Source organism: Paenibacillus sp. LT-B23 (assembly GCF_059417685.1).
On sequence record NZ_JBSQBM010000009.1, the window covers coordinates 26,642 to 44,419 of the forward strand.

Here is a 17,778-nt window from a genome sequence, read left to right on the forward strand (position 1 = left end):
AAAATATGTGGAAATTTACACTGCGTCGGCTGCTGATCATGATCCCTCAGCTGTTTGCTTTGAGCATACTTATCTTTTTTCTGGCGAAGGCCATGCCGGGAGATGCCCTGACAGGACTCATAACCTCGACACCCAATTTGAATCCGGCGGCGCTGGAGGAGCAACGGCAAAAATTAGGGCTGAATGATCCGGTGTGGGTACAATATGGCAACTGGCTTGCCCGATTGGCTCATGGGGATTTGGGAAAATCGTATGTACATAAAATCGGCGTCACCGATCTGATCGGTAGCCGTCTGGGAAACACGTTCTTTTTGGGTGTGGTGATCCTGATTTTGACGTATCTGATCGCGATTCCGCTCGGTGTACTTAGTGGACGTTATCAGCATAGTCCGCTGGATAAAATCGTGGTGGGCTATACCTATCTCAGCTTTGCGACTCCCTTATTTATACTCGCGTTGCTGCTGCTGTACATGTTCGGCTTCAGGCTTGGCTGGTTTCCGACCAGCGGCAGTGTGGATGTGGGCGTGGAGCCGGGAACCTCGGCATATTACATCAACAAGGCTTACCATCTTATATTGCCAGCGGTTACAGGAGCATTGCTCAGTACGACAGCCACGATTCAGTATTTGCGCAATGAGGTCATCGACACACGGTTAAAGGATTTTGTGAAAACAGCGCGTTCCAAAGGGGTACCCGAGGGGAAAATCTATTCCCGTCATATTTTCAAAAATTCGCTGCTGCCGATTGCCGCCTTTTTGGGCTATGACCTGACGGGAGTGATTGCGGGCAACATTTTCCTTGAATCCATCTTTGGGTATCCGGGGCTGGGTCAGCTATTTCTCCAGTCCATCACCCAACGCGATTTTTCAGTCGTGACAGCGCTGGTGATGATTTCCGGCTTTCTGGCATTATTGGGGACCCTTTTGTCTGATGTCATCCTGAGCAAGGTCGATCCTCGCATTCGGATCGAATAACGAACAACTTCAGAGGAAGGGGAGGGATGTAAGGTGTCCATACAGGTGGAGGAGGTTTTCACGCCGGAGATCATTCGTAAATCACCATCCAGCTGGTCTGTACTGCGCCGCGAGCTGGTGCGTGACAAAACGGCGCTGGTATCCATCGCGTTTGTGGTTTTGTTTTTGATCTTTATTTATTCATCCGTTCTGTTTGTGAATCAGGATGTAGTTACGACGGTGGATTTGGGCGCGATCCGTGAGGCTCCAAGCTCGGTGCATTGGCTGGGCACGGACCGGGCAGGCAGAGATATTTTCGGTCAGCTGGTCATTGGGGCGCGTAATTCCTTCACGATTGGCTTCACGATTACGCTATTATCCGCTGCCATCGGCTTGACGCTGGGACTGCTGGCCGGTTTTTATGGCGGCTTGGTTGACAACATCATCATGCGGATCATTGATTTTATTCTGGTGCTTCCGTTTTTGATGCTGGTGATCGTATTCGTCAGTATTGTCCCCAAGAGCGGCATAGGATCTTTTATTTTCATCATGACCGCTTTTTTGTGGATTGGAAAAGCACGCCTGATTCGAGCCAAGGTACTGTCGGAGCGGGAGCTGGACTATGTGCAGGCCTCCAAAACGCTCGGCACACCTAATTGGAAAATCATCTGGTTTGGCGTACTGCCCAATCTCAGCTCGGTTGTGATCGTCAATCTGACGCTCAGCCTCGCGGGAAATATCGGGATTGAAACTGGACTTTCCTATCTCGGCTTTGGGTTGCCAGAATCCACGCCAAGCTTGGGTACGCTGGTGAGCTACGCCAATGACCCGGATGTATTACAGAATAGCTGGTGGATGTGGTTGCCTGCTTCTTTACTTATTTTGGTGCTAATGCTGGCGATCAACTTTATCGGCCAGGCGCTCAAACGTGCCACGGATGCCAGACAACGATTGGGTTAATCGAAGTTCAATGATAAGGACAATGACAAGGAGGGGCTTACAATGGTTAAACGCTGGAAAAAAGGAATTCTGCCTGTTCTATCTGCAATTTTGGTGCTTTCTCTGGCCGCGTGCAGCGGCGCGCCTTCTGCTTCAAATGGAGGAAAATCGTCTGACGGTACAGGCGGCTCAGGATCAGACAGCAAGCAGGTGAATGCGACAGCGCTGGCGAAGGCGGTCAAGAATGATAAGGCACCGATTAAGGGCGGCGTCATCAATTATGCACTTGTGTCCGATACCCCTTTTGAAGGGATTCTGAATCCTGTATTTTATGATGGCAACCCGGATTTTGAAGTCTTCCAATTTTTCTATCCTTCTTTGTTTTCGATTGATTCCAATCTGAATATTGACGATAAAGGAGCGGCGACGATTTCCTTTTCCGCAGACAATAAGGCGGTGACTGTCAAAATTGATCCCAAGCTGAACTGGACAGACGGTAATCCCGTAACGGCGGAGGACTATGCCTTTTCCTATGAAGTCATCGGTCACAAGGACTACGAGGGTCCGCGTTACGATAGCTTTATGACCAATATTGTGGGCATGGAGGAGTATCATGCGGGTAAGGCCAAAACGATTTCCGGCATCAAGGTGCTGAATGAGAAAGAGGTTACCATTCAGTTCAAGGAGCCTAATCCTTCGGTGAAATCGGGACTCTGGTCTACGCCACTGGAGAAAAAGGTATTCCAGAACATCCCGGTGAAAGATATGGCCGGATCTGATCCTGTCCGTAAAAATCCGATTGGCTATGGGCCGTTCAAAATTAAATCTATGGTCACAGGTGAATCTGTGGAATTTGTCAAAAATAAGGATTATTTTCACGGTGAGCCCAAGCTGGATGGCCTTCATTTGAAGGTTGTGAACCCGAATGTCATTACAGAAGCGCTGAAAAGCGGAGAAATTGACTGGGCCAGCTATCCAACCACCCGTTACGATGAAGCCAGCAATCCGAAAAATGTACAGTTTCTCGGTCAGGAGGAATTGTCTTATAGCTATGTAGGCTTTAAACTGGGCAAATTCGATCAGGCCAAGAGTCTAAATATTATGGACCCGAACGCAAAGCTGGCGAACAAGTCATTGCGTCAGGCGCTCGGCTATGCGCTGAATAATGAACAGGTCGGCAAGCAGCTCTATCACGGGCTTCGGGTTCCGGCAACGTCCCTGATTCCGCCTGCCTTTAAGGGATATCATGACGTGAACGCGAAGGGCATCACATACGACCCGGACAAAGCGAAAAAGCTGCTGGACGAGGCAGGATATGTGGATACCAATGGAGATGGCTATCGTGAGGACCCTAAGGGTAAGGAGTTGGTGCTTCATTATGCAGCGATGAGCGGGGATGCGACAGCCGAATCACTGGCGAAGTTCTATTTGCAAAACTGGAAGGATGTCGGGCTTCATGTGGAGCTGGTGGACGGTCGTCTGCTGGAGTTCAATTCCTTCTATGATCGTGTGCAAAAGGATGATCCCGGCATCGATATTTTTGGCGGGGCATGGGGAACAGGTTCAGATGTAGACCCTGGTGGGTTGTATGGACGCGGAGCCAGCTTTAACTATTCGCGTTTCACGAGTGAAGAAAATGATAAGCTGTTGCAGGAAGGCGTGTCGGTCAAAGCCTTTGACGACAATTATCGTAAAGATATATATAATCAGTGGCAGGCGTATATGAGTGAGGAAGCTCCAATCGTACCGACGTTATTCCGCTATTCGCTGGAGGCTCTGAATAACCGGGTAGCCAATTACGACATTACCCGTGGCAAGGAGTATGGTGCAGACACGTTTGCCAATATTACGTTGACGGCGGAAAAAGCAGAAGCAGCACAATAATTTAAAAAGAAGCGCGAACCGGAGTGATCCGATCTCGTGCTTCTTTTAGCCTTTTAATTTAACCATCTGCGGAGTTTCGAAAGGAGAGAAAGAAGACGGAAATACGCCAGCTTCAATACTTCATAGCCGTATGCGAGGAACTGCATTTTACGAAAGCTTCTGAAAAGATCGGAATCTCCCAGCCTACGCTCAGTCTGCAAATTAAGGCGTTGGAGGAAGAACTGGGGATGACTCTCTTTAATCGTGCAGGCAAAAAGATCAAAATGACTGAGGCTGGAAAACTGTTGCTACGGCACAGCGCTCATGCACTCAAGAATTTACAGCAGGCGAAGGCTTCCATTGAGGAGCTTCGCACCGAGCAACGGGGGAGCTTGCGGATCGGTATCGCGTTGCCGGAGCTGGAGGAACCCTTGCAAGAGATGTTTATGGATTTTCATCGTTTGTTTCCTAAAATCAGTCTGCACATCCATCCCTCGTATGAATTGCTGGAGCAGGTGCTGGATAACCGGATGGACCTTGGCATTACGCTGCACTCAGGTATGGATGAAAGGCTCGTCCAGCTACCGCTTCGGACGGAGAGCTATTGTCTTATTGTCCCGGCAGGACATGCGTTTGCCAACCGTTCTTCGATTGCGCTGGACGAGTTGAGGCACATGTCTTGGGTTATGCAGCCAGGGGATCATCCGGGTAGAAGGCACATTGAAAAATGCTTCTGTGATCGCGGGTATCCCTTTGCCACTGCTATGGAGACCCATTCCATTCCTGCGATCCTGTGCTGGGTACAGGAGGGACTGGCAGTGACTATCCAGACCCAATCCCTCGCAGTATCCCTAGATCGTTCTTCCCTTTGTGCAGTACCTATTTCACGGGGAGTACCCGAGATTCGGCTGGAGCTAATTCATCGGTCAGACCGTTACATGGGAGAAGCCATTAAACGGCTGATTGAAAAAATACATGCTGTGCTGACAGAACGTTCAGGCTTGCGTCAGCCCTGATCATGCTACGCGTGTTGAATGCTAATGAGTACGAACTTCCAGCCTGCGTGCAAGCAGCGACATGCTGTAATTAACGGCGAAGTACAGGAAGGCGGCGAATAGTAGAGCAGGAATGACGAAGGACTGATTTTGACCTCCGACAATCTGAATGTTATGCGTCAGCTCCGGCAGACTGATAATGACCGCGAGAGAAGTATCCTTGAGCAGGGAAATGAACTGGCTGACGATGGGCGGCACCATACGGCGGAGCGCTTGGGGCAAAATGATATGCCATAACGTTCTGGAGTAGCTCAGCCCGGAGGAACGTGCAGCTTCGATCTGTCCTTTATGAACGGAGTTCAAACCGCTCCGGACAATCTCGGCGATCATGGCACCCTCGAAGATCGACAGGCCCGTAATGGCTGCCCATTTAAGTGAAATGGAAAGACCAATGGACGGTAAGACCATACCGATGAAGAAGATAATGAGCAATAACGGAAGATTGCGAATCAGATCAATCAAAAAGGCCGCCACCTGCGAAATGACAGGTAAGCGCGTATAGCGCAGGATGCCGAACACGATACCGAGTGCGAAGCTGAACACGATGGAGTACACGGCGACTTCCAGCGTCAGCAGGAAGCCCTCCAGTATAAAACGCACATTTGGCCATACAAACAAGCCGCTGAAATCCATGCGGGCTTCCCTCCTTAGGATGTTTTGGACAGACGACGCTCCATGTACAGAACAAGAAAGCTGAGCGGAACCGTCAATGTAAGGTATAACAACGCTGTAATGGCATAGACGGTGATGGGCATAAAGGTATCCGAGTTAATCAGATCCGAGTAATACATCAGGTCCAGTCCGGCTACTATGGCCAGTACGGAAGAATTTTTGACCAGATTGATGAATTGGTTGCTAATCGCAGGCAGTACAATTTTAATCGCCTGCGGCAAAATAATACTGATCATCGTCTGGTTGTAGCTCAGCCCGGAGGAGCGTGCGGCTTCGAATTGTCCCTTCGGAACGGACTGGATGCCGGCACGTATCGCTTCTGCAATAAAGGAGGCGGTGTACACGGTCAAACCAAGCGTTCCAGATGTAAATCCGTCCAAGGGAACACCCAAAGTGGGAAGTCCCAGATAAAAGAACAACACAACGATCAGCAACGGGATATTACGAATGACTTCTACGTAGACGGTGCCAATCCAGTTCAGCCATTGAAAGGGTGCAATTCGGAGGATAGCGATGATCGCGCCCAGAATAAAGCTTCCAATCAAGGCGATGACACTGGCTTGAACGGTATGAAGCAAACCTTCTATGAAGCGGTCGCTATGGTCGAAAAGTATGTTGATATCAAAAGTAAGCATCTGCGGATGACACCCCCATTATTCGGGTTTAACCCCAAGCCATTGCTCGTGGAGCTTATTGTATTCACCGTTGCTTTTCAGTTCCTTGAGCGTATCGTTAATGGCTTGCAGCAATTCGGTTTGTCCCTTCTTCACCGCAATGCCGTAAGGTTCCTCAGTGAAGTTTCCGCCTACGAGGGTGTAATTCGGATCTTGCTGTTGCATGCCGAGCAAAATAGAGTTATCGGTGGTCAACGCCTGCCCTTGACCTGCCTTGAGTGCGTTGAATGCATCCTGGTAGTTTTCGAACTCCAGTATAGTCGCTTTGGGTGCTTTTTCACGGATATTTTTGGCGGAGGTGGAGCCTTTAACTGCGAGTACCTTGGTAGCCGGGGTCAGGGACTCCAGACCAGTAATCGGGCTTCCTTTTTTCACGAGCAGGGATTGCCCGGCGTTAAAGTAGACATCGCTGAAATCGACCTGCTTTTTACGTTCGTCCGAAATGGTCATGGTTGCGATAATGGCGTCGATGTCCCCGTTTTGCAGCAGGGTGATTCGTGTTTTGGATGTGACTTCCTTCAATTCAAGCTTGGTTTCGTCTCCAAAAATATGTTTGGCTACCGCCTTGGCAATGTCGATATCAAAGCCTTCTACTTTCCCGCTAGCCGGGTCTTTCAGACCGAACAGCTTGGTGTCGTATTTCACCCCAACAACCAGCTTGCCACGCTGCTTGATGGCTTCCAGCCCGTTGGCTGCCGCCGCCTCATTCCCCGACGTTGCCGTTCCTTGCTTGCCTCCACAGCCAGCCAAAACGAGTAGACAGGACAGCATAAGCAGCATAAGGGCACTCCATAAATATCTTTTTCTCATTTGAACAATCCCCTTTCGATTTACATTCTGAATTTACACTCCAGAGGAGTTTGCAAAAATCCTGAATCCATTTAAAGGTCTGTTTAATGATGAATCAGACGGCTCAGGAACAGGCGCGCCCGCTCTTCACCCGGATTCTGAAAAAACTCGGCAGGCTGACTGTCTTCTAAAATCTGTCCTTTGTCCATGAAAATGACGCGATCCGCTACTTCACGGGCAAAGCCCATTTCATGAGTCACAATGACCATGGTGATGCCCTGATGGGCGAGCGAACGCATAACATCCAGTACCTCCCCAATGGTCTCGGGATCCAGAGCGGAGGTAGGTTCGTCAAACAGCATAATTTTCGGATTCATCGCGAGGCCACGGGCGATAGCAACCCGTTGCTGCTGTCCCCCGGACAATTGGGCGGGGTAGCTCTGTGCTTTTTCCTCGATTCCAACACGCTTCAAATAGGTGATGGCTGTTTGAGTAGCCTCTTCCTTCGAGATGCCCAGCACCTTCATGGGTGCGAGTACAATGTTCTCGATTACCTTTTTATGGGGATACAAATTGAAGTGCTGGAATACCATACCGATATTGCGCCGGAAGGCGTTAATATCAATCTTTTTGTCATGTACAGGTATTTCGTTGACGATCAGTTCCCCATCCGATATGGTTTCCAAACGGTTGATGCAGCGTAGCAGGGTGCTTTTACCCGAGCCGGAGGGTCCGATGATCACGACGACCTCGCCCTCCTTAATCTGAAGATTGATGTCTTTAAGTACATGGAAGTGACCAAAATGCTTGTTGACGTTGCGAAACTGGATCAGAAGGCTCACCCCTTTCAGGCTTGGATACATAGCTTGGTAGATTGGCTGGCATGATCAAGCTCTATCAAAATTTCAAAATTTTCTCTCATGATACTATAAGCTTACAATAAAAAACAAGATTTTATGTCATAAAACTTCACTCGAAATATATTTTTTATGTAATTATTCATGAGTGAATCGCTATTTTCACATGTGAATGAGCATGAACACACAATTTAATGTTATTAAATTTGACACGAAATAACGTCCTTCGACATTTCAAGGGAGAAACGTGACAAAAGCAACGCTATGTTTTACAGTAGGGGAGAAGGAATTTAGGGTAAAGGAAGGTTAGTGCAATGACGAAAGCTATTTCACCGCTGGTAACCGCATTGGGCATGGAGCCCCATCCGGAAGGCGGCTGGTACAAAGAGATGTGGAAGTCCCATTTTCAAATTCCGAAGCCTGTACTGCCGGATGTATATTCCGGTCCGCGCTTTGCAGCTTCATCGACGTATTTTTTGCTACACCCGGGCGAGTTCTCCGAGTGGCATGTCGTGCATTCGGATGAGCTGTGGCTGTATCATAGCGGGAGTCCTGTGGAGTTGAAATTGGGTGGAAGCGGAGAACAACCTGGTGAAGAAACGGTGATTATCGTCGGTGCCGATGTGGAGGCAGGACAGCATCCACAAGCGCTGGTGCCAGGCACAGTATGGCAAACGGCACGTCCGCTTGGGGATGAGCCTGTGCTGGTAACCTGTGTCGTTGCTCCGGGATTCCACTTTGACGATTTCAAGCTGATTGCAAAGGGTAAAACTGAATAAAGAAGTTTTTATTGGCGGGTGTGTTCCTTAAATCAACAGGAATGGCCCGCCTGATTTATATTCTCAACCGGGGTTTGATTGTTTCCTAGCTTATAGAGGTGCAGATTGTTTTTTGGCATGGATATTATGGCGCTTTCGAATGTCTTTTGCGAGGTTTTTAATCCGTGTAGTGTTGTATGAACTGCTCTGTTTCCGGTTAATCTTGGAATACACGGCATAGCGATTTCTTCCCATTCGTTTGGCATGGTACATGGCGATATCCGCCTCTTTGAGCAATGTCTGCAAATTCCCCTTCTGGGATGGGTTCAAACTAATGCCAATACTTCCTGTGACAGATAGTCTGTGTCCATGAATGCTGTAGGCGCTGCTGATTTTTCTTAGGAGGAGTTGCGCCAAAATTTTTACCTGGTCGGAATCAAAATTTTTTATAATGAGTAAAAATTCGTCCCCCCCAATTCGAAAAGCCTTTTGGTTCGCATTCATGACTTGTAGCAGATGAAGGCTGACTTCACGTAGCAGCATATCGCCCACCTTGTGCCCATAAGCATCATTAATGGCTTTGAAGCCGTCCAGGTCAATGTATAAAATAGCGGTGCTTTCTTTGCCTTTATATTGCTGCCAAAAGTGGTTGAGCGCATTCCGATTGAACAAACCTGTTACAGGGTCTTGGTAAGCAAGTTTCCTTAGCATAGTTCTTTCCACAAATACGGACCTTAAAAAAATGCCAAGGCATGTCCATACGATCAGGTTTAAGATCAATAAACATAAAAGCATGTAGGAGTTTTGAGCTAAATTCAAGTTCATGTCACCGCCCATATCATTGATAGTTCCCCTTCCTCGCTTTGTGTAAGCCGAGAAAGGGGATTGTTTGATTATTTAATTCTTTTATTTTTATACATCCGTCTATATTTCAAATAGGCACCCAGAAGAATCAAAGACATTCCGCTCAAATAGAAGGGAGCAGGACTGTTTTCTCCTGTCTGCGGTAATTTATTTACCTGCGGAGTACGCCCTGGATCACTGGGGTCCTCGGGGTCCTCAGCAGGGAACTTGATGCCTCCTTTGGGTATGGGTTCATCTTCAATCTTTACAGGTGGAGACGATTTCTGAGGAGGATCAATTTCTGGCGATTCCGGCAGCGCATCGGGTTCTGCAGGAGGCTGCTCAATCTCTGGAACACCCAATGGCACATCTTCATCTTCAACGATCTGTGGCTCATTGGTTACTGGCTTAACGGGTACATTCGGCGTTTCTGTGGGTTCAGGATCTTTATCGCGCTTTTTACCTGAACCCGGATTCGTAGGCGTTCCTGGATTCGTAGGCGTTTCCGGATCAGTAGGTTTACCCGGATCGACAGGGGTCTCTTTTTCATTAGTTACCACAATCTGCTTAATACCTGAGCTTTGTTTAACCGTGGCGTCTATTTTGACCGCTGTCTTCGAGGCTGTTATTTTATAGCCTGCTGGAGCCGCAAGTTCCTCCAGAATATATTCATCATACAGCAATGAATTGAACAAAATTTTCCCGTCTGCATTGGTAGTTTGAATGAGCGGGGCTCTTTTTTGGTTCTTATCATAGAGTGCAAAGCGTGCTCCAGGCAACACCTTGTCAGGATGATCCTGGTCAACCTTGGTCACTTCCAGGCTTCCTGTTATGCCTCCCCCCGAACCTGAACCGGAGGATGTCCGCACGATGATTTCTTTACTGGTTTCTCTCAGCTCCGTAGTTAAGCGGTCGCCCTCAAAATAGACGCTGTTACTCACTTTCGCTTTATCATCCGCTTGAATAAAAGATTGATATTCCAAAATATAGCCGGATGAAATGGCCTGTGTGAAGCCAAGCTCAAAGGATTGCTGACCTTGATCGTTTGTCGTAATTTTCAGCTTATAATCCTGATCCTTGACTAATTCAGTGTCTTTGGCAGCTTCTCCGTTGGCTGATACTTTGGTGGAATACAAATGAAAGGAATCTTCAATCAGGATTTGATTGCTGCTGGGTGTATCCACGATTTTGGCGTTGGAGACATAAGATTGCCCTTCATTGATCCGGATCTGCCAGTCGATCTTATTGCCATTCTGGCTACCGGCTTTTGTAACGTATTCTCCCCCATGAGGCACAGTTACTTTGGCTATCCACTCAGAGATCATGTTTTTTCCATCCATCAGCAGAGCCTTATTGTTGATTTCTTTATCAATAAGCTCTCCCTCCAATGTGGTCTGGAAAGTGATCCAGTAGGGAGTGTTAATCTGTTCATTAAAACGGATACGCAACTCATTGCCGTTGTCAGCGGTGGGAAGAACAAGGGTGTATTGGTCTGCCGACAGTTCAGCTCCCTTTTCCACACCATTCCACCATCCAAGCAGTGTCATGTCATACACTTTGACAGAGCCGGGAACCAGCTTCTGACCTTGCTGTAGCGTATCCTTTATTTCAGCCTGATTCAGGGTTTTACGGTTATAGTTCGTCAAGATGTCCCATGTGATGTGCTTGGAGGCAGCGTTATAGCTTCCTTGCTTGGCACCGTTCTGCTGTGTCAGATTGTCAGGCCATAGCCGGGCTTCGGCTTCAGCAGAGTAGGGCGTTCCATTTTGCACCCATGAGATGGAAGCTTTATTCCAGAACTCCGGCTTGCTCGTATCCTTTTTCCATTCATTGTTAAATGTTGTTAAATAGCTGATGGTATACGCGTCCTGGATCGTTTTATGGAAACGTATCGTGAATCCTTGCTTATAGTCTTGCGATAAAGGAATCAATTCATAATCTGCTGGTGATGTTAGCGTTGATTTTCCGTCCGCGCTTTGGATCTTTAATGTATCTGGTAAAAGAGCCAGACCGCCATTCGGAAACGTATCGTTGATCACAACCTGATTCATCGTGTATTTATCCGTATTGATGGCAATAACCCAGGGAATCGTTTTTGTGTTGTAGTTCGGTTCCTTGAAGCCTTTCACAATGACCCCGCTTTTAAGCTCGGTAGTGGTATCTTTGGTTACTCCATCAGACGTTACGGTATTCGTTATCCGTTCATTTTTAAGTACACGATCTACCGCCTTGGTTTGATAACGGATCGTGTATGCTGTCTCCACATCGGAGTTGAAGCGTAAATCGAAGCCGTTGGCCGTTTCATTGCTAACCAGTGAGACGGTATATTCGGAGGAAGGAAGTTCCTCAGAAGTAGCTCCTTTGTACACTTTAAGTGAACCGGCCACGAGCTGCTGGCTCTTGTTGAAACGGTCAGCTAACACGGCTTTCCCGGCGGGAATTTTCTTTTCGCCAAAATTATACTTGATCGCCCAGGATACCGTTTGAGTAACCGGGTCGTATTGCTCCATTTTTTTGGACAAAAATTCGCCGCGTTGAACGGTTACTGTAGCTGTTGCAGAAGCTTCTTTCGTATTGCTGCCTGAAAAAGTGGCTGTGTTGGAAAAACGGGATTCTTCGCTGGTGATGTTAGTGGAGTATTGGATTCGATATGCGTTGCGGATGTTTTCATCTTTAAAACGGATGATGAAGCCGGTACCAGCCGAATCGGCTTCCAGCGTATACTTATCCCTATCCACCGGATCACGCAGCAAGGTTGAACCATCCACATTGATTTGCAAATGGTATAACTGGATAGAGTTCCTTACCAATTCCAATCCTTGGGGAGTCGGGTCGGTGACTACAGCATGTTGGACCGTATCCAATTGTTTATTTACGTCAATCGTCCAATCAATCTGATGGGTTCCATTGGCTTTCCCTTGCTTATCCAAGGAAGATCCTCCCGCAGGCTTGATATTTACGACTGCTGTTTGTACTCCACCCTTGATCGGGATGGCAATAATGACCTCTGTACTGCCTTTTTCTATTTGCTTGCTGAACTCGGTCTTAACCTCCAGCTTTCCGCTGACATTGGAATGGCTCTCCACGTAATCGTTGAAAGTCATGACCACTTTGCCTTGGCGGTCTACCGTGAAATGGCCAACATTTCCATCTGCCGTAACCAAAGGAGAGGAGATATCTGTGTAGATTTCAAATTGCTCGGGCAATTGAAAGGTAAAAGTGTCTCCGGCTTTGTACGTATTGTTGGGAAGCTCCCAGTCATAAATGAGATGGACTGCATCATCAATGTCCAAGCGACTATCGGGATTGTATACCGCATCAATCACTTGACCGGTCGCATCGGTCAGGGTGAGTTTCGTTAATATACTCGCTTGAGCAGCTTCTTCAGAATTTGTGGCGACCGCTGTTTGAACAACAGGAGCTGGTAGGGAAGGAGGCTTCTGCTGTTCTGGTTCTATGACTGGTTCTGTTTCGGGTACTACGATATCATATACATCATTTGTAACGGTTTGCCCTGCCTCGGTTCCAGCAATCTCCGGCTGATCCGGGGCAGGAATTTGAGCATAAGCTTGGGTGATACCAAAAAAGCTTTGTAAAATGAGTAATAATGCAATAATCATTACATTCCATTTTTTTCTCATACTCTATTTAAGTCTCCTTTCTAAAGATTACTGTATAAAGATTACTGTATAAAGATTACTGTATATTGTATTCATGTCCGGGCGTTTATAGCATCCCTCCTTCTTTCCCGGAAGTAATATATTCAACGGACTAAGAGTCTGTCCAATGAAATAGAGATACCCCCTACGCTGCAAATTAAGTAAATCTGAGTAGCAAAGGGTGTTCGGATATGGCGAACAGATCCAGCTTTAGGTGCTTTGTCGGGCCTGAACAATGAGGCGATGTGTCGGATTTACAAGAGGGTCACAGGTAATTAATGTGAGCAGCTTTTGATTTTCAAAGCTTTTCAGAACGGAGACGTCTGTAGGAGCGACAATCGAAATTTTATAGACTGTATAACTATATTGTTCACCCTTGGTATTAATCATGATTTTATCTCCAATCTTTACCTCGTTCAGCCGATTAAATAAACGTCCTGCTGTACGCGCACGGTGGGCTGCTATGGCGGCGTTTCCTGTCTGCCCCATAGCTGCCGTTTCCGACATATGTACAGATGCGTGCTTCATATTATCCCAAGTTGCACCCTCCAGCACAGGAAGCTTCAAATCAATGCGATTAATGCTAATGGTGGCAATGGGGAGTTGCTTAGGGTCTGGTTCATTTGCGGGTACCGAAGGACCTCGTGTGGTTTCGATGCCCGTGTTTTCTGCAAGCTTGCTGGACAAGTGCTTATAGCCGTCGATAATGCTAGGGTTCAGTACCTCTGCTTCTTTCAAAAGCTCGCTCTGCTTCCGATCTTCGTTCCATTCATTGGCTTTAGGAAACAAAATAATGAGTAATCCCAAGGCGATGAACAAGTATGATAGCTTACGCAATCTAAAAACCTCCCTAACATATGTAAGGTGTATCACATACTGATTTTAAAAATCCTCCCTTTCCCATTTAGTGTAGTCTGAGAAAGGGAGGGTATGATTATTTTTATTTTTTGCCCATCCGTCTATACTTCAGATACGCGCCACAAATGATCATAGCTAGACCTGTTAAATAGAAGGGAGCAGGGCTGTTTTCTCCTGTTTGTGGCAATTTATTTGCCAATGGTGAAACATTCGGATCTTTCGGTACGTCAGCAGGAACTTTGATTCCACCGCGAGGCAGAGAGTCGTCATCACTTTCCACGGGGGGATTAGGTTCCTTATTAGGTTTAATGATTGGTAATTTCGGTTTTGCTTTCGGTGCAGGTGTAGATTCAGGCACAATACCACCCGTTGGCAGGCCCCCATCATCATCCGTCTGTTTTTTGTCAGGTGTAGATTCAGGCACGATGCTATCTAATACCGGGCTCTCACCATCCACAGTCTGTTCTTTATTGTCCACTAAAGGAACGGATATAGACGCCGTAGTTGTTGTTTCAGGCTCCTTGTCGCGTTTTTTGCCTGATCCTGAGCCGGTAGACGTACCTGGATTAGTAGGCGTACCAGGCGTACCCGGGCTGGTAGGTGTACCAGGCGTACCTGGATTGGTAGGTGTACCAGGCGTGCCCGGATTAGTAGGTGTACCAGGTGTACCCGGATTGGTAGGTGTACCTGGATCTGTGTTGTTTTCTTTTTGGTTGGTTACCACAACCTTCTTTATGCCGGCACTTTGTTTGATCGTATCGTCTATTTTGATTTCAAGCTTACTATCCATTATTTTATAGCCTTGGGGAGCTACAAGCTCTTCCAAGATGTAATCATCATGGAGCAATGCAGAGAACACAATCTTCCCTTCCGCATTGGTAGTTTGAATGATTGGGGCTCTTTTCTCCGCTTTATCATAGAGCGCGAATTTTGCTCCGGGCAGTACCTTATCAGGCTCATCTTGATCAACCTTTGTAATTTCGAGGCTTTCTTTAATACCGCTGCCTGAACTGGAGCCGGAAGAAGTCCGCACAATAATTTCTTGATTCGTCTCCTTCTGTTCTGTCGTTAAGCGATCCCCTTCAAAGGTTACTTTGTTGCTCACCTTTTCTTTGTCAGCTGCATCAATGAACGCTTGATATTCCAGGATAAAGGCGGAGGAGATCTCCTTCGTGAAAGCAAGCTCAAAAGTTTCCTGACCTTGAGCATCTGGCTTGAAAATGAGCTTGTAATCACGATCCCTGGTTAGTTCTGTACTCTTGGTAACCTTCCCGTTTTCAGACACCACAGTTGAATACAGATGAAAGGAATTCTCGATCAGAATCTGATTGCTGCTGGGATGATCCACAATTTTGGCATTTGTTACTTGAGACTGTCCTTCGTTTATACGGATTTGCCAGTTAATTTTATTCCCGTTCTGGCTGCCGCTTTTAGAAACATATTCTCCACCGTGAGGTAAGGTTACTTGGGCTGACCATTCTGAGATTATATTTTCTCCATCCAGAAAAAGGGCCTTATTGCGGATTTCTTTTTCAATAAGTTCTCCTTCCAGCGTGGTTTGGAACGTAATCCAATATGGGGTTTGAATCTGATTGTTAAATTGGATACGCAACGTGTTGCCATTTTGTTCGGATGGAAGAATAAGTGTGTACTGGTCTGCTGGTAATTCGGAGCCCTTTTCCACGCCGTTCCTCGATCCATTCAGTGTCATGTCGTACACTTTAACGGAGTTTGGCAGTAGCTTCTGACCTTGCAGCAATGGATCTTTTATTTCCGGTTGTTTCAGGGTCTTACGGTTATAGTTGGCCTTAATGTCCCATGTGATGTGCTTGGAGCTGGCATTGTAGCTTCCTTGCTTGGCTCCATTTTGTTGTGTCATGATATCCGGAAAGAGCCGCGCGTCTGCTTCTGCAGATTTTGAATCTCCGTCCTGCTGCCATTCAATGACGGATTTATTCCAGAACTCTGGCTTCGTCGTATCTTTCTTCCAGTCATTATTGAATGTGGTTGAATATTTGATCGTATAAGTATCTTGAATTGGTGCATGGAAAATGATATTAAACCCTTGTTTATAATCCGTTGATAACGGAATAAGCTCATAATCTGCAGGGGCTTGAAGTTCCGTTTTCCCGTCAGCGGATTGGATTTTCAAAGTGTTCGGCAACAAGGCCAGGCCGTCGTTGGGAAATACATCCTTGATGACGATATCGTTCATAGTATATTGATCTTCATTGATGGTAATAACCCAAGGTATGAATTTTGCGTTGTAGTTTGGCTCCTTGGATTCTTTAATAATAATTCCACTTTTAAGTTGTGCGGTGGCATCCTTAGAGACTCCACCTGAAGTCACACGGTTCGTTACCTTATCATCTTGATATACACGTTCTTTGGCTTTCGTTTGATAACGAATGGTATAGGCAGTATCCACATCGGAGTTGAATTGGAGATCAAAGCCGTTGCTGTCCAAATCATTCGTAACCGGGGAGACGGTATATTCTGAGGATGGAAGCACCTCTTGAGTGTCGTCTTTGTATATTTCAAGTGAATCGGGAAGCCATACCTGACTGTTGTTGAACCGATCACTTAACAAGGCTTTGTCGGCAGGTATTTTCTTTTCGCTGAAGTTGTACTTGATCACCCAAGATACCGTTTGTGTAACAGGGTCGTAACTTTCCACCTTCTTGGACAAAAATTCTCCGCGATCAACTTGCACGGTAGCGGTAGCAGAGACACCATTCATAGAGTCTCCCGAAAAAGTAGCTGTGTTGGAGAATCGGGTTTCGTCACTTGTAATATCTGTGGAATACTGAATCTGATAGGCTTGGCTAATGCTCCCGTCTTTAAAACGAATAACAAAGCCCGTACCGGCTTGATCTGGTTCGAGCGTATACTTGTCCCCGCTGATTGGGTCCTTAACTACCGTCGAGCCGTCAATATTGACTTGCAGATTATACAGTTGGAAGGAGTCTCGCAACAGCTCCAGCCCTTGAGGAGTCGGGTCTGTTACGATCGCATTCTTTACGGTGTCCAATTGTGTATTCACATTAATGGCCCAGTCAATCTTGTTTTTGCCGTTAGCTTTTCCTTGTTTACTTATTGGGGGCCCAGAAACGGGTTTGATGTTGACGATGGATGTTTGTACCCCGATCTTAATTGGAGTCGCAATAATGACTTCTGTGCTGCCCTTTGCAACTTCCTTACTGAACTCGGTTTTTACTTGCAGTTTTCCGCTTACGTTGGAATGGTTCTCTACGTAATCGTTAAAGGTCATAATGACCTTCCCTTGACGATCTACTGTAAAGGTACCAACCGCTCCATCTGTTGTAATCAACGGAGACGAGATATCTGTGTAAATTTCAAATTGTTCCGGTAAGTTAAAGGTGAAGGTATCGCCTGCTTTATACTGATTGTCAGGAATCTCCCATTCATAGCTCAGCTGGACTGCCGCACCAATGTCCACACGGACGCCGGGATTATCGACAGCATCAATGATATGGCCGGTTTCATCCGTCAAGATCAGCTTGGTTAAAATATTGTCTGCTTGAACTGAGCTGGCTGCTGCCTGAATCATGGGAGCTATGCTGGGAGGTGCCTCTAATGGTTCAGGGTTCGGAATACCGTATACATCTTCCATAACTGTATTCGCAGTATCGCTTACAGCGCTTTCTGGTACAGCCGCGGTCGAAGTGTCTGCGTAAGCCAGCGCTGCACTAAAAAAGCTTTGGAAAATAAGCAATAGCACAATGATCGTTACATTTATTTTTGTTCTCATACTCTTAAGTAAGTCTCCTATTCATCATAATATTATGGAAAGTACCCGGGCGGATTTGGTTCCCCCCTCTTTCTTGTCCCGGAAAT

Annotated in this window: 13 protein-coding genes; 5 read left to right on the forward strand and 8 right to left on the reverse strand. The window is 46.8% G+C overall.

Going from position 1 to position 17,778, the window contains the following annotated elements; translation table 11 throughout:
- The first annotated feature begins 5 nt into the window (after positions 1 to 5).
- The 4 genes from opp4B to ACWXW9_RS12745 all read left to right on the forward strand — a co-directional run bounded on the left by opp4B (position 6) and on the right by ACWXW9_RS12745 (position 4,771).
- Positions 6 to 974, forward strand: coding sequence for an oligopeptide ABC transporter permease (opp4B, locus tag ACWXW9_RS12730; RefSeq protein WP_494929686.1), 969 nt, complete (start codon positions 6 to 8; stop codon positions 972 to 974).
- Positions 975 to 1,013: 39 nt separating this feature from the next.
- Positions 1,014 to 1,913: an ABC transporter permease gene (locus tag ACWXW9_RS12735; protein ID WP_494929840.1), complete on the forward strand. Its 900-nt coding sequence runs from the start codon at positions 1,014 to 1,016 to the stop codon at positions 1,911 to 1,913.
- Between the two features lie 42 nt (positions 1,914 to 1,955).
- On the forward strand, positions 1,956 to 3,776 hold the full coding sequence (opp4A, locus tag ACWXW9_RS12740) for an oligopeptide ABC transporter substrate-binding protein (protein WP_494929687.1): 1,821 nt from the start codon (positions 1,956 to 1,958) through the stop codon (positions 3,774 to 3,776).
- A 101-nt stretch (positions 3,777 to 3,877) separates the two neighbouring features.
- Positions 3,878 to 4,771, forward strand: a complete 894-nt coding sequence (locus ACWXW9_RS12745; RefSeq protein ID WP_494929841.1) for a LysR family transcriptional regulator — start codon at positions 3,878 to 3,880, stop codon at positions 4,769 to 4,771.
- A 21-nt stretch (positions 4,772 to 4,792) separates the two neighbouring features.
- Here ACWXW9_RS12745 and ACWXW9_RS12750 read toward each other — a convergent pair whose 3' ends face one another.
- The 4 genes from ACWXW9_RS12750 to ACWXW9_RS12765 form a co-directional block, all read right to left on the reverse strand.
- On the reverse strand, positions 4,793 to 5,443 hold the full coding sequence (locus ACWXW9_RS12750) for an amino acid ABC transporter permease (RefSeq protein WP_134911481.1): 651 nt from the start codon (positions 5,441 to 5,443) through the stop codon (positions 4,793 to 4,795).
- Positions 5,444 to 5,457: 14 nt separating this feature from the next.
- Positions 5,458 to 6,117 carry an amino acid ABC transporter permease gene (locus tag ACWXW9_RS12755; protein ID WP_494929688.1) on the reverse strand — a complete coding sequence of 220 codons (660 nt, stop codon included), beginning with the start codon at positions 6,115 to 6,117 and terminating at the stop codon, positions 5,458 to 5,460.
- 18 nt (positions 6,118 to 6,135) lie between these two features.
- Entirely contained in the window at positions 6,136 to 6,966 is an 831-nt protein-coding gene (locus ACWXW9_RS12760; protein ID WP_494929689.1) for a transporter substrate-binding domain-containing protein, read from the reverse strand.
- An 83-nt stretch (positions 6,967 to 7,049) separates the two neighbouring features.
- Positions 7,050 to 7,808: an amino acid ABC transporter ATP-binding protein gene (locus ACWXW9_RS12765; protein ID WP_049827254.1), complete on the reverse strand. Its 759-nt coding sequence runs from the start codon at positions 7,806 to 7,808 to the stop codon at positions 7,050 to 7,052.
- 308 nt (positions 7,809 to 8,116) lie between these two features.
- On the opposite strand from ACWXW9_RS12765, the gene ACWXW9_RS12770 reads away from it, so the two are divergent.
- Entirely contained in the window at positions 8,117 to 8,581 is a 465-nt protein-coding gene (locus tag ACWXW9_RS12770) for a cupin domain-containing protein (protein WP_014279425.1), read from the forward strand.
- Positions 8,582 to 8,671: 90 nt separating this feature from the next.
- On the opposite strand, the gene ACWXW9_RS12775 is transcribed toward ACWXW9_RS12770, so the two are convergent.
- From ACWXW9_RS12775 to ACWXW9_RS12790, 4 genes are all read right to left on the reverse strand, one after another.
- Complete coding sequence (locus tag ACWXW9_RS12775) at positions 8,672 to 9,271, reverse strand: diguanylate cyclase domain-containing protein (protein WP_494929690.1); 600 nt, start codon at positions 9,269 to 9,271, stop codon at positions 8,672 to 8,674.
- A 182-nt stretch (positions 9,272 to 9,453) separates the two neighbouring features.
- Complete coding sequence (locus tag ACWXW9_RS12780; RefSeq protein ID WP_494929691.1) at positions 9,454 to 13,044, reverse strand: collagen binding domain-containing protein; 3,591 nt, start codon at positions 13,042 to 13,044, stop codon at positions 9,454 to 9,456.
- A gap of 228 nt (positions 13,045 to 13,272) precedes the next feature.
- Positions 13,273 to 13,899 (reverse strand): class D sortase, encoded by a 627-nt coding sequence (locus ACWXW9_RS12785; RefSeq protein ID WP_494929692.1) that lies wholly within the window; start codon positions 13,897 to 13,899, stop codon positions 13,273 to 13,275.
- Positions 13,900 to 14,002: 103 nt separating this feature from the next.
- Positions 14,003 to 17,692 (reverse strand): collagen binding domain-containing protein, encoded by a 3,690-nt coding sequence (locus ACWXW9_RS12790; protein WP_494929693.1) that lies wholly within the window; start codon positions 17,690 to 17,692, stop codon positions 14,003 to 14,005.
- Positions 17,693 to 17,778 lie beyond the last annotated feature (86 nt).

Coding starts and splice junctions, on each gene's coding strand:
- ACWXW9_RS12775 (WP_494929690.1), bottom strand. CDS start 9,271: ATGCTAAGGAAACTTGCTTACCAAGACCCTGTAACAGGTTTGTTCAAT.
- ACWXW9_RS12790 (WP_494929693.1), bottom strand. CDS start 17,692: ATGAGAACAAAAATAAATGTAACGATCATTGTGCTATTGCTTATTTTC.
- ACWXW9_RS12780 (WP_494929691.1), bottom strand. CDS start 13,044: ATGAGAAAAAAATGGAATGTAATGATTATTGCATTATTACTCATTTTA.
- ACWXW9_RS12750 (WP_134911481.1), bottom strand. CDS start 5,443: ATGGATTTCAGCGGCTTGTTTGTATGGCCAAATGTGCGTTTTATACTG.
- ACWXW9_RS12765 (WP_049827254.1), bottom strand. CDS start 7,808: ATGTATCCAAGCCTGAAAGGGGTGAGCCTTCTGATCCAGTTTCGCAAC.
- opp4B (WP_494929686.1), top strand. CDS start 6: ATGTGGAAATTTACACTGCGTCGGCTGCTGATCATGATCCCTCAGCTG.
- ACWXW9_RS12755 (WP_494929688.1), bottom strand. CDS start 6,117: ATGCTTACTTTTGATATCAACATACTTTTCGACCATAGCGACCGCTTC.
- opp4A (WP_494929687.1), top strand. CDS start 1,956: ATGGTTAAACGCTGGAAAAAAGGAATTCTGCCTGTTCTATCTGCAATT.
- ACWXW9_RS12770 (WP_014279425.1), top strand. CDS start 8,117: ATGACGAAAGCTATTTCACCGCTGGTAACCGCATTGGGCATGGAGCCC.
- ACWXW9_RS12760 (WP_494929689.1), bottom strand. CDS start 6,966: ATGAGAAAAAGATATTTATGGAGTGCCCTTATGCTGCTTATGCTGTCC.